This window comes from Streptomyces sp. NBC_00510, assembly GCA_036013505.1.
In the GTDB taxonomy this organism is placed as follows: domain Bacteria; phylum Actinomycetota; class Actinomycetes; order Streptomycetales; family Streptomycetaceae; genus Actinacidiphila.
Genome location: CP107851.1, coordinates 9310029 through 9321945 on the forward strand (window position 1 = coordinate 9310029; position 11917 = coordinate 9321945).

Annotated in this window: 13 protein-coding genes; 3 read left to right on the forward strand and 10 right to left on the reverse strand. The window is 73.6% G+C overall.

Translation table 11 applies throughout. The features are described from left to right. Window position 1: 1 nt before the first annotated feature. Window positions 2-700 (reverse strand): transcriptional repressor LexA, encoded by a 699-nt coding sequence (gene lexA / locus OG937_42505; protein ID WUD77916.1) that lies wholly within the window; start codon window positions 698-700, stop codon window positions 2-4. A 436-nt stretch (window positions 701-1136) separates the two neighbouring features. On the opposite strand from lexA, the gene OG937_42510 reads away from it, so the two are divergent. Then, on the forward strand, window positions 1137-2060 hold the full coding sequence (locus tag OG937_42510) for an RNA polymerase sigma-70 factor (protein ID WUD77917.1): 924 nt from the start codon (window positions 1137-1139) through the stop codon (window positions 2058-2060). Between the two features lie 42 nt (window positions 2061-2102). Here the strand turns inward: OG937_42510 and OG937_42515 are convergent, their stop codons facing one another. Continuing rightward, entirely contained in the window at window positions 2103-2852 is a 750-nt protein-coding gene (locus OG937_42515; protein WUD77918.1) for a hypothetical protein, read from the reverse strand. 248 nt (window positions 2853-3100) lie between these two features. Between OG937_42515 and OG937_42520 the strand changes: the two genes are divergently transcribed. Then, entirely contained in the window at window positions 3101-3967 is an 867-nt protein-coding gene (locus OG937_42520; protein ID WUD77919.1) for an alpha/beta hydrolase, read from the forward strand. Window positions 3968-3989: 22 nt separating this feature from the next. On the opposite strand, the gene OG937_42525 is transcribed toward OG937_42520, so the two are convergent. Beyond that, complete coding sequence (locus OG937_42525; GenBank protein ID WUD77920.1) at window positions 3990-5390, reverse strand: aldehyde dehydrogenase family protein; 1401 nt, start codon at window positions 5388-5390, stop codon at window positions 3990-3992. Window positions 5391-5548: 158 nt separating this feature from the next. Between OG937_42525 and OG937_42530 the strand changes: the two genes are divergently transcribed. Then, the gene (locus OG937_42530; protein WUD77921.1) at window positions 5549-6199 is read left to right on the forward strand and encodes a TetR/AcrR family transcriptional regulator C-terminal ligand-binding domain-containing protein; all 651 of its coding nucleotides are present in this window, start codon (window positions 5549-5551) and stop codon (window positions 6197-6199) included. On the opposite strand, the gene OG937_42535 is transcribed toward OG937_42530, so the two are convergent. From OG937_42535 to OG937_42565, 7 genes are all read right to left on the reverse strand, one after another. Then, window positions 6183-7013 carry an aldehyde dehydrogenase family protein gene (locus tag OG937_42535; protein WUD77922.1) on the reverse strand — a complete coding sequence of 277 codons (831 nt, stop codon included), beginning with the start codon at window positions 7011-7013 and terminating at the stop codon, window positions 6183-6185. The genes OG937_42530 and OG937_42535 overlap by 17 nt on opposite strands. Continuing rightward, a complete protein-coding gene (locus tag OG937_42540; protein ID WUD77923.1) occupies window positions 7010-7645 on the reverse strand; it encodes an aldehyde dehydrogenase family protein in 636 nt (211 codons plus the stop codon). Before OG937_42540 ends, OG937_42535 begins: the two co-directional genes overlap by 4 nt. A gap of 317 nt (window positions 7646-7962) precedes the next feature. Continuing rightward, complete coding sequence (locus OG937_42545; GenBank protein WUD77924.1) at window positions 7963-8388, reverse strand: hypothetical protein; 426 nt, start codon at window positions 8386-8388, stop codon at window positions 7963-7965. 254 nt (window positions 8389-8642) lie between these two features. Continuing rightward, the gene (locus OG937_42550; protein WUD77925.1) at window positions 8643-9002 is read right to left on the reverse strand and encodes a hypothetical protein; all 360 of its coding nucleotides are present in this window, start codon (window positions 9000-9002) and stop codon (window positions 8643-8645) included. 17 nt (window positions 9003-9019) lie between these two features. After that, window positions 9020-9640: a DUF1349 domain-containing protein gene (locus OG937_42555; GenBank protein WUD77926.1), complete on the reverse strand. Its 621-nt coding sequence runs from the start codon at window positions 9638-9640 to the stop codon at window positions 9020-9022. A gap of 130 nt (window positions 9641-9770) precedes the next feature. After that, window positions 9771-11000 carry a serine/threonine-protein phosphatase gene (locus tag OG937_42560; GenBank protein ID WUD77927.1) on the reverse strand — a complete coding sequence of 410 codons (1230 nt, stop codon included), beginning with the start codon at window positions 10998-11000 and terminating at the stop codon, window positions 9771-9773. Window positions 11001-11009: 9 nt separating this feature from the next. After that, entirely contained in the window at window positions 11010-11864 is an 855-nt protein-coding gene (locus tag OG937_42565) for a protein phosphatase 2C domain-containing protein (GenBank protein ID WUD77928.1), read from the reverse strand. Window positions 11865-11917 lie beyond the last annotated feature (53 nt).

Sequence of the window (11917 nt, forward strand, 5' to 3'; positions counted from 1 at the left end):
CTCAGAGGCGTCGCAGCACGGCGACCACCTTGCCCAGGATGACCGCCTCCTCGCCGGGGATCGGGTCGTAGGCGGGGTTGTGCGGCATGAGCCAGACCCGGTCGCCCTCGTGCTTGAGCCGCTTGACGGTGGCCTCGCCGTCGATCATCGCGGCCACGATGTCGCCGTGGTCGGCGGCGTCCTGGCTGCGCACCGTGACCCAGTCGCCGTCGCAGATCGCGACGCCCGTCATGGAGTCGCCGACGACCTTGAGGGCGAACAGCTCGCCCGCGCCGACGATCTGCCGCGGGAGTACGAAGACCTCGTCGACCTGCTCCTCGGCGAGGATCGGCGTGCCGGCCGCGATCCGGCCGATCACCGGCACGCGCGCGGACGGGGAGGCGCTGACGGGCTCCGCACCCGGCTCCGAGCCGTGCTGGGACGGCCAGGAGCACCGCACGCGGTAGGCGCGGGGCCGGTGCGGATCCTGCTCGAGCACGCCCTTGCGCTGCAGCACCGCCAGCTGGTGGGCGACCGAGGACGTGCTCGCCAGCCCCACGGCCTCACCGATCTCGCGCATCGACGGCGGGAAACCGCGGCTCTCCACCGAGCCCAGGATCGCCTCGACGATACGGGTCTGACGATTGGTCAGCCCGTCGGGGCCGGGGTTGTCCGAGCCCTGCGGGCGCCCACGGCGCACTGTCGTAGTGGTGGGCTCCATGCCCCGTCCCTCCCTGTGCGGATCTTGCTGCGATACGTAACGTTACCCTGCTCCGCGGCCTTTTTGGAACGCGTGTGCGAAATTCCGTGAAGATCCGTGAGCACGCCGCGCGGAACCGGCCGGGATCACCGGCGGAATCCGGCTGTCACAAACGGAGACGCTGCCCGGTCAGATTTTGGGGCCCGTGCGCCCGGCGGCCGCGACCGGAATGGGGTCCGCAATGGCTCCGGAATTCCCCGACCCGGTGGGAAGGGCCCCCGCGGGCCCGCCACGGCAATTCGGGCGCGGCGCGGGAAATGCCTGCCGTACGGTGACGGCGCTTCTCAACTGCGCGGAAAGGGCCCGGGCGAAGTGCCCCCGGGCCCGGAGGAAATCGCCGTCTGTGTAGGCTGGAACGGGCAGTCGGGCGGATCTGACGGTGGAGGAAAACGCGACGATGCAGCCAGGCGACGCGGAACGCGACGGCTCGCTCGACGAGGCCGCGGAGGTGTTCACGGCCCTGCGCCCCCGATTGTTCGGCATCGCCTACCGGATGCTCGGCAGCGCCGCGGAGGCCGAGGACGTCGTCCAGGACGTCTGGCTGCGGTGGCAGGCCGCCGACCGCGACGCCGTGGAGAATCCCACCGCGTTCCTGACCACCGCGACGACCCGCCTGGCGATCAACGTCACCCAGTCCGCCCGCGTGCGGCGCGAGGGCTATGTCGGGCCCTGGCTCCCGGAGCCGGTCGACACGCGCGCCGACCCCGTGCTCGGTGCCGAGCGCGGCGAGGCGGTGGAGTTCGCGGTCCTGCTCCTGCTGGAGCGGCTGACGCCCACCGAGCGGGCGGCGTACGTGCTGCGCGAGGCGTTCGACTACCCGTACCGGGAGATCGCCACCGTGCTGGACCTGAGCGAGGCCAACTCCCGCCAGCTCGTCAGCCGCGCCCGCAAGCACATCGCCGCCGGGCGGCGCGAACAGGTGGGGACCGCGGAGCACCGCCGGCTCCTCGAGGCGTTCGTGGCGGCGGCCAGGGCGGGCGACCTGGCCGGCCTGGAGAAGCTGCTCGCCACGGACGTGGTGAACTACGGCGACGGCGGTGGCGCTGTGCGCAACGCCTCCAAGTTCCCCGTGGTCGGCAGCGCCAAGGTGGCGAAGTTCATCACCGCCTTCGCCCCGCGCTTCTGGCCCGACACCGAGGTGGCGTGGGTCGAGGCGAACGGGCAGACCGCGGCGCTCGTGTCCCAGGCCGGCACGCCGATGGCCCTGCTGGCCATCAGCGCCTCCGAGCAGGGCATCGACCAGCTCATGTGGGTGCTCAACCCGGCGAAGCTGACCGGCTTCAGCTCCTCGGCGGCGGGCCCGGACGCGCCGTCCGCGTAGGACCGGGCCCTCGGCCGCAGGTGGAGACCGTCACGCCTCCGGTCAGGCGGTCGCGTCGCCCGCCCGCAGCAGCCGGAGGAAGGCCTTGAGACCCGTGATGATCTCCTCGTTGTCCGTGAGCCGGTTGACCGTGGCCTCGAACTCGCGTGCCAGCGCGGTGATCCGGCGGTCGGTGTCCTCGGCCCGCTCGTACGCCGACACGCCCAGCACGTCCACCGTGCGCCGCAGCTCCGCCAGGGCCCGGTACTGCTCCTCGGCCTTCTCCTCCAGGACCTTGATGCCGCTGTCCGTGCGCTCGACGCCCTTCTTAAGCTCCAGTACGTCATCGCGTGGGTAGGTGACGTCCTTCAGCAGCGTGCCCAGCCGCTTCCGCAGCTGCCCGAACCACGCGCCCGCCGGGCGGAACACCGTGCTGAGCAGGAAGAACCCGGCGACCCAGTACCCCGCGCCGTGACCGGTCGCAAGCGTCACCGCCACCACCCCGGCCGTCGTCAGCAGATGCCCCGCCAGGGCGACCCGCAGCATCGTCCGGGCGATCCGCGCGGCCTCGGCGTCCCGCGCCTGGGGGACCACCAGGCCCTTCTCCCGGCTCACGGCGATCTCGGCCAGCACCGCGTGCGCCCGGAAGTAGATGTTCCACGGCACCGTGAGCAGCACCAGCAGCCACAGCAGGCACAGCACCCCGGCGCCCACGCCCAGGACCACCGGCAGCGGCGCGCCCACCGCGTAGACCAGTGCCAGCGCCCCCGCGGTCACCGCCAGCGCCAGCACCGCGCCGAGGAATCTCCCCATGGCCGTCTCCAACCTCCTGCGTCCGAGGGTTCGTTGCTGCCATCCTCCCGCCCGGTCGGCCCGCGGGCATGAGTACGGCTACTCACCCCGCCTGCGCCCCGGTGCTGTGGCGCGGGGGCCGAATCGCATGCCTGCCGGAGCCCCTGCCGGAGCACGGAGCAGCAACCGCGTGAATCCGTCCGCCGGAACGTGATTCCCGTGCCCGACGTGGCATGCGACAGGAAGGTCGTACTCCCAGGAGGTCAGAGATGGTCGCGGTCCACCACCTCACGGCCGCCGTCGCGGACCGGGAGGTCTTCTACCGCGAGGCGGGCCCCCGCGACGCCCCCGTCGTCGTCCTGCTGCACGGCTTCCCCGCCAGCTCCCACATGTTCCGGCACCTCATCCCGCTGCTCGCGGACCGCTACCGGGTCGTCGCGCCCGACCACATCGGCTTCGGCCGGTCCTCGATGCCGTCCCTGCAGGACTTCCCCTACTCCTTCGACGCCCTCGCCGGCGTGACGGCCGCCCTGCTGGACCGGCTGGGCGTCGGACGGCACGCGCTGTACGTCCACGGCTACGGGGCGGCGATCGGCTGGCGCCTGGCACTGCGCGCCCCGGCGCGGATCACCGGGATCGTCACGCAGAACGGCAACGCCTACGCGGAGGGCCTCGTCGACTCCTTCTGGTCCGACGTGCGGGCCTACGCCGCCGACCCGTCACCGGGGAACGAGAAGGCCGTGCGCTACGCCCTCACCCCGGACGCCGTCCGCTGGCGGTACCTCAACGGCGTCCCCGACCCGGGCCTGGTCAGCCCGGACACCTGGGCCCACGACGTCGCGCTCCTGCAGCGTCCCGGCAACGACGAGATCCAGCTGCGGCTGTTCCGCGACCACACGCGGGACGTGGACCTCCACCCGGCGCTGCACGAGTACTTCAGGGCCAGTCAGGTGCCGCTGGTGGCCGTGTGGGGCGCGAACGACGAGGTCTACGCCCCGGCCGGAGCCCGCGCCTTCCTCGGCGACCTGCCCGAGGCCGAGGTGCACCTCCTCGACACCGGGCACTTCGCCCTGGAGAGCCACCTGGACGCCGTCGCCGGGTACGTGCGGGGCTTCCTCGGCCGCGTCGTGCCCTGACCCCCCGGTGGCCCGGGTGCCCTCAGCGGGGCCGGGTGATCGTCCGGTGCCCGACGTACGCGTCGACGCCGGCCGTCCCGTCGAGGCCCGCCGGGGCTCCGTTGACGGTCACCGGGCCGGTGCGCAGCCGGCGCGCGACGGCGACGGCGCGTTCGGGGTCGGTGGACCACACTCCGCCGGACACGCGGTACTCGCAGTCGTCGGCGATCCGTACCGCGTCGTCGTCCCCGTTGTGAGGGATGACCGTGACCACCGGGCCGGAGACCTCGTCCTGGGCGATGCGCATGCGGGGGTCGACGTCCGCGAAGAGCGTCGGTGCCACGTAGTAGCCCTCCTCCAGGCCGGCGGGGACACGGGGACCGCCGGTCACCAGCCGGGCGCCTTCCTCGATGCCCAGCTCGATGTACGACATCACGCGCTGTTGCCGCTCGCGGCCGGCCATCGGCCCGATGCGGGTGTCCGGTGCCACCGGGTCACCGACCTTCAGGGACGTGACGGTTTCCTCGACCGCCGCGACGACCTCCTCGTACCGGCGGCGCGGGGCGAGGACGCGGGTCAGCGCGGCGCACGTCCCGCCGTCGTCGCCGGGCGACGTGAACAGCCCCCGCACCGTCCGCGGGACGTCGGCGTCGTCCAGGACGATCGCGGCCGCCTTGCCGCCCAGTTCCAGCCGGACCCGCTTGAGCTGCTCGCCGGCGAGGGCGGCGACGCGGCGGCCGGCCCGGGCCGAGCCGGTGAAGGCGATCGCGTCGACGTCCGGGTGGGCGACCAGGTACTCGCCGGTGTCCCGGTCGGCGGGCAGTACGCTCAGCGCGCCCTCGGGCAGCCCGGCCTCGGCGTACAGCTCGGCCAGCAGCCCCATGCCCAGCGAGTTCTCCGGCGTGACCTTCAGGATGACGGTGTTGCCCGCCAGGAGGGCCGGGGTCAGCCGCGCCGTGGCGGCCGAGAACGGGCAGTGCCAGGGGATGACCGCCGCGACCACGCCGACGGGATCGCGCCGCACGATGGTGTCGAACCCCGGGCTGGGGTCACAGGGATGGACGACCTCCTCCCAGCCGAGCTCCTCGGCGGCCTTGAGGCAGGCGTCGACCCGCCGCGTGAGGGAGGCCTGCTCGGCGTCGGTGGACCGGCGGGGCGTCCCGGTCGCGGCGGAAACCCGCGCGGCCGCCTCCTGCGCACGCTCCTCGCGCAGCCCGTTCACCCGCCGGATCACCTCCTGCCGTTCCTTGGGGTCCAGGTGCGGCCACGGCCCGCTGTTGAAGGCGGCGCGCGCCGTGGCGACGGCGGCGTCGGCGTCGCCCGGCGCGGCCTGGGCGGCGCGGCCGATCAGGGAGCGGTCGTGGGGTGAGCGGATGTCCAGCAGCCCGGGATGCGCCGGGGCGGTCCAGGCACCACCGATGTACAGCCTGTCGTACACGATCATCGAGTGTTCCTCTCGGAGTCCGGGTCCGGGACGGTCCTGTCGCTCCGGGGAATCGACGGGATGCCCGATATAGGCTCGTTGGCAGTGATTTCCGTGATCGGCCCGCACGGGGCGCTCCACCGCGGGGCGGGCGGGCCGACCGCAGGACGGAGCCGGGAATGAGCGCAGCGCGCGGAGCGGGCGCCCGGGCGGCCAAGGGGACCGACGAGGCGCCGCGGCCCGGGCAGGGCCGCCGGCCGGCCGCCCTGGTCCGCGGCGAGGTGCTCGCGGCCGCGCGCGAACTGCTCCTCGCCGAGGGCATGGCCGCCTTCACGGTCGAGAAGGTGGCGCGGCGCTCCGGGGCGAGCCGGATGACCATCCACAAGTGGTGGCCGTCGCGGGGCGCGCTGGCCCTCGACGCCTACGTCGCCGTCGTCGACGAGCGTCTGGTCTTCGAGGACACCGGCGACATCGAGGCGGACCTGACGGCCCACATGCGGAAGTTCGTGCGGCACCTGTGCGGCACCCCCGCGGGACGGGTCGTGTCCGAGCTCATCGGCTGCGCCCAGACCGATCCCCCTCTCGGCGAACTGTTCCGCGAGCGCTACTCCGGGCCGCGCCGCGCGCGCATGGCCGCCGTCCTGGAGCGGGCGCGGGACCGGGGCCAGCTGGCGGCGGACATCGATCCGCAGGTGCTGATCGACCAACTGTGGGGGGCCTGCTACTTCCGGCTCCTGGTGGCCGACCACCCCGTCAGCGAGGGGTTCGCGGAGACCATCGTGCGCAATCTGCTGCACGGCGTCGGCGGCCATGTCACGGACCCGGCATGAAGACGGCCTTGGTCTCCAGGTAGGCCTCCAGCCCCTCGGGGCCGCCCTCGCGCCCCAGGCCCGAGGACTTCCGGCCGCCGAACGGGACCGAGGGTGCCAGTTCGAATCCGTTGACGCTCAGCTGGCCGGTCGTCACCCGGCGTGCGACCTGGTAGGCGCGTTCGGGATCGGCGCCGTGGACGCTGCCGCTGAGGCCGAAGTCGGTTGCGTTGGCGATCGCCACCGCCTCGTCGACGTCCTCGTACGCCTGGACGGTCACGACCGGGCCGAAGATCTCCTCGCGGGCGATCGTCATCCCGGGCTCGACGTCGGCGAACACCGTGGGCAGCACGTAGTGGCCGTGCTCGTGGCCCGGGCTGCGTCCGCCGCCGGTCACCACCCTCGCGCCCTCGCGGCGGCCGCTGTCGATGTAGCCCAGGACGCGTCGCAGCTGCCGGGCGTTGAGGACGGGGCCGACCTGCGTCGTACGGCTCCAGGGGTCGCCGACCCTGAGCAGGCGCACGCGGTCGGCGTACGCCCCGACGACCTCCGCGATCCTGGAGCGCGGCGCGAGGATGCGGGTCTGGGCGAAGCAGATTTGTCCGGCGAAGGGCATGCTCAGCGGGGTGAGGGTGTCGAGGGTGTCCTGCAGGTCGACGTCGTCGAGCAGGATCGCGGCGGACTTGCCGCCCAACTCGAGGGTGACCCGGGCGAAGCGCTCCAGTGCGGCCGTGGCGACGGCACGGCCCGTCGGCACGCTGCCGGTGAAGCTGATCTTGTCCACGCCGGGGGAGGCCACCAGCGCCCGCGACCCCTCGCGATCCGCCGTGATCACGTTGAGGACCCCGGCGGCAACCCGGCCGCCTCGGCGCACTCGGCGATCACCAGGGCGTCCAGCGGGCTCTCCGGCGGCGACTTCACGACCACCGTGCAGCCTGCCGCCAGGGCCGCGGGGATCTTGTGCGCGAAGATGTTGAAGGTGGCGTTCCAGGGGGAGAACAGCGCTGCGACGCCGACGGGTTCACGGGTCACGCGGGCGTGCCCCCGGGAGGTGGGACGGCGGTCCTCGAACGCGTACGAGCCGGCGAGCTTGGCGAAGTAGTCGAAGCGGCCCTCACCGGCCTGGACGAGTCCCTCGGCGAAGGCGACCGGCGCCCCGACCTGGGCCGTCCAGAGGCGCGCCAGCAGTGGCAGCCGCCGGCGCACCTGGTCGGCCAGCTGTCTGAGGTGCGTGGCGCGTTCGGGCGCGGACATCCGCGGCCAGGGACCCTCGTCGAAGGCCGTGCGCGCGGCGGCGACCGCGCGTTCGACGTCCCGGGTGTCCGCGAGCGGCACGTGCAGCAACTCCTCCTCCGTGGAGGGGGAGACGATGGGGGTGCGGCGGGTCCCGCTGGGGGAGACCCAGCGGCCGCCGATGTAGAAGCCCTGGCCGGTTCCCGCGGAGACTGCTGAGGACAGGTCGAACATGGCGTTTCCCTGAGGTCGGCCGGACCGCCGCCACCCCATCGGCCGGATCCGGCGATATGAGCACAGTGTCAATATAGTACGTAAGGAATGTTTCACGGGAAACATTCCTTATCGGGCGATTCGGCGCACGGAAGTGATGTGCCGGGGCACGAAGGCGCGAAGAGCGGAAGCCGCGCCCACCGGTCTCCCGTGGGCGCGGCTTCCGCTTCCGTGAGGTGCGCGACCGTCCAGTCGCTGGTCAGAGGCCTGCTGTGGCCGGTCGCCAGATGTTCGGCCAGTGTCGGGGGCTGGTTGGGGACCGGTCCCCGGTCGGGGTGTTACCGGCCGCCACCGCCGCCGCCGTTGCCGCCGCCACCGCCGTGGCCGCCACCGCCACCGCCGCCGTGACCGCCGCCACCGCCGCCGTGACCGCCGCCACCGCCGCCGTGACCGCCGCCACCGCCGCCGCCGTGGTCGTAGCCGCCGCCCCAGCCACCGCCGTAGCCGTGGTCGTAGCCGCCGCCCCAGCCGCCGCGGTCGTAACCGCCGCCACCGTAACCGCCGCCGCCGTAGCCGCCACCGCCGTGGCCGCCACCGCCACCACCGCCGTGGCCGCCGCCACCGCCGCCGCCACCGCCGTGTTCGGCGTAGCTGACCGCTGAGGCCGGTGAGCTCGTCGGTGCCGCGACGGCCGCTGAGGCCGCACCCCCAAGGGCGAGTGCGAGGCCTGCCATTGCGGCGAGGGGCCACTTGGAAATACGCATGAGAACTCTCCTAGCCCGGTCGGTTCCTGGGCGTGGACGAGGTTCAAAGGCCACAGCGCCGGACAGTAAGAGCGGCGCCCCACCGCTCTGCGGGTTGTGAGGTCCCACAGTCAAGTAGGTGATGTTCGAAATGTTGCCTTTGCCACTATTCGTCCACGCTCCCCACGCTGCGACCGCCAGGTCGTGACGTCAAGCAGCGAGCCTGGTAGTGCCACTACCAGGCTCAGGGGGAAGGGGTGCCGGGGGCGGGGACGTCAGTCGCTCGGCGAGTCGTCGTCGAAGGGCTCGTCACTCCAGCGGAACCAGGCCTGGTCGTCCTCGATGTGCAGCAGGAACTCGGCCACGGGCCCCGAGGGCGAGTGCAGCGACACCTGACGCCGGACCTCGCCGTACGCCGCCTCCCACGCGGCCCAGGGCTCGTCCTCCTCGGCCGGCGCGGTCATCGCCGACTGCATCAGGGCCAGCTCGCGTGCGAACAGCGGCCGGACCCGGTCGAACGCCGGGGTGGGCTCGAACCGCCCCGACAACCAGGGGAAGTCGGCCTCCTCGATCGTGATGTCCCCGACGGGTTCCCCGTCGCTCAGCACCCGCCAGATCCCGCCCACGAACCCCATCGCCTCCTCACCCGCCCTCAGTGGTCCCCGGCGCCCGCCTGCTGCGGCTCCACGTGCAGGGCCGAGTCGGCCGCGCCCCGGGTGAAACCGGTGAAGGCCACGCGCAGCCCCGCGCGTTCGGGCGAGCAGCAGAAGGGCCCCGCGGTGGCGGCGGCGTCCGGGGCGAGCGGCGCCAGCCGGACCAGCCGCCAGGGACCGTCGTCGCGGCGGGCACGGATCGTGACGGCGTCACCGGAACGGCTGGCGCGCACGGTCACCGCGTGTCCGGCCCAGTCGGGCACCGGCGCGAGCGACCAGTCGGACACCCCGCGGGTCACCACCGCGCCGAGGTGTGGCACGCCGTCGGACATCTCGATCCCGGCCTTGACCCAGTTCTCGGCGTCGACGCGGATCATGAGCCCGGCCTGGTCGTACAGCGTGTCGAAGTCCGCGCGGAAGGTCACCTCCATCGAGGTGTCCCCCGGGAAGGCGGTGAGCAGGGCGTGCCCGTCGTCGCGTACGAAGCCGTAAGCGGTGGTGCGCCAGAAGTCGCTGCGGTCACGGGTGGTGACGAGCATCCCCGATCCGTCCGCCGCGGCCTCCTGCGGGGTGTTGAGCCACGTGGGCTCGTCCCAGTCGATCGGGCGCTGCTCGTTCATGGACCGTCCTTCCGGTCGGGCGGGCCCCTGGGCAGGGTGCGTCGGGGCCGCCGGTCGCATGGGCGGCCCCAGCGTAGATCAGCGCTCCGACAGCGGGACACGGACGGGGGTGACGGGGCGCGGGGGCGGGTCATTCCCGCTCGGGGCCGAAGGGCGGCACCCTCGTGGGGGGACCGGGTTCCGGGCCGCCGGACAGGGCCGAGGGCCCGTCGACCGCCCGTGGTTCGTACGACAGGCCGAGCCCCAGCGGCTCCCGCCGTACGGTGATCAACGCCGCGTCGTCGCCGAGTCGGCCCCCGCAGTACACGAGGAGGTCCTCGCGTACGTGCCGCACCAGGTCCTCCGGGGTCTGCTGACCCGGCCACGACGCGATGCGCTCGGCGAGGGGGTAGAAACGGCCGGACGCGTCACGGGCCTCGGTGACGCCGTCGGTGTAGAGCAGCAGCATGTCGCCGGGCGCGAAGGGGAAGGTGTCCACGCCCGGGTGCGAGGGCTGCAGCAGCCCCAGGCCGATGGGCGGCGCGGGCTGCGTCGGGTCGAGGGGCGCGAGGCCGTCGGCGGCCAGTCGGAAAGGGGACGGGTGGCCGCAGTTGAGGATGCGGACCTCGGGACGGTCGTCGGGGAAGTCGACGAGGATCGCGGTGATGAACGACTCGATCGCCGTGTCCTCCTCCAGGCCGTCGGCGCAGCCCTGCGCGGCCTTCCAGGACACCGTCGCCTCCAGGTGCGCGTACATCGCGGGCAGCGGCGGGGCCCGGTAGGCGACGCTGCGGAACGCTCCGAGCAGCAGCGAGGCGTCGCCGATCGCGGGCAGGCCCTTGCCGCGGACGTCCCCGATGAGCAGCCGGGTGCCGCCGGGCGTACGCACCGCCGCGTACAGGTCGCCGCCGATCCGGGCCTGGTCCTCGGCGGCCTGGTAGTCGAAGGCGATCCGCAGCGGGCCGATGCGCTCCGGCAGGGGCTGCAGGACGACCTGCTGGGCGGCTTCCGCCACCGAGCGCACCTGCTGCAGCTCGGCCTGGTGCCGTTCGCGCAGCCGGCAGAAGAGCACGGTGAAGGCCGAGACGAGGACGAGCGCGATGATCTCGCTCTGCCGGTACGACGTGGTGATGGTGCCGTCGGCCACCGACACCACGGTCAGCGCCGCCACCGCCAGACCCCCGATGAGGGCGGTGAGCCGGAGCCCGCCGAACGACGCGGTCAGTGCCGGCGCCACCACCAGCAGCGGACCCAGGTGGCCCTCCGTGGGGATCACGAGGTCGCTGATGACGATCGCCACGATCAGCAGCACCGGGACCGCGATCAGGGCAGGGTTCCGCTCGGCGGACCAGTACGTGCCTGCGCGTGGTGCAAAACGCATACCTCTTGCTTACACCCCTCCCGTCGCCCCCGCCCGTGGCGGGACGTCGGCGGGGACCGGGAGGAGCAGCGCCGTCACGTTGTCGTGCCCGCCGGCGTCGAGCGCGTACCCGACCAGTGAGCGCGCGCCGTCCAGCGGCCCGCCGCCGCCCCGGGAGCCGGGTGCGGAAGCCAGCCGGTCCCGCAGCGCCTCCGCGCCGGGGAGGTACCGCCACAGCCCGTCGGTGCACAGCAGGAGGCGGCCGGGCACGGCGGGCCGGCCGCTGCGCACCCGCGGTACGGGCTCGCCGCTCCCGGCGCCCAGCCAGCCGGTCAGGGCGTCGAGTTCGCCGGTGTCGTCCTCGGTCAGCGCGATGGCCAGGCCCTCGTCCGGCAGCCAGTACGCGCGGCTGTCACCGATCCACGCGCACCACAGGCCGCCCGGACCGGCGACGCCCGCGACGAAGGTGCAGGCCGGTGCCTCCTCCGGTGCCACCGCGAGTGCCGCGACCGCGCGTCCCGCGCGCAGGGTGGCGTCCTCGAGCGCGACCTCCGGCACGGTCCCCGCCCGCAACGCCGAGGCCAGCGCGTCCGAGGCGACCTCGGCCGCGAGCCTGGCGGCCCGTTCGGACCGGGGTGACATGGACACCCCGTCGCACACCACGCCGATCGTCCACGCGCCGGCCGTGGTCACGGCCATCGCGTCGGCGTTCACCTCACGCCGCTTCCCCCGGTCGCTGACGCCCGCCGCGCCGCCCGCGGTGACCTCCACCCGCGACCGGAACGCCGCCTGGGCGACGCCGCAGTCCCAGCAGTAACCGTCCGGGGCCACCGTCCCACCGCAGCGTTCGCACGCCGGCGTACCGCCCCCCTGTCGTCCGTGCATGACAGGACCCTACGAGGGGCCGTGCGGTACGGGAGGGGCGGGGCGGGACCTGG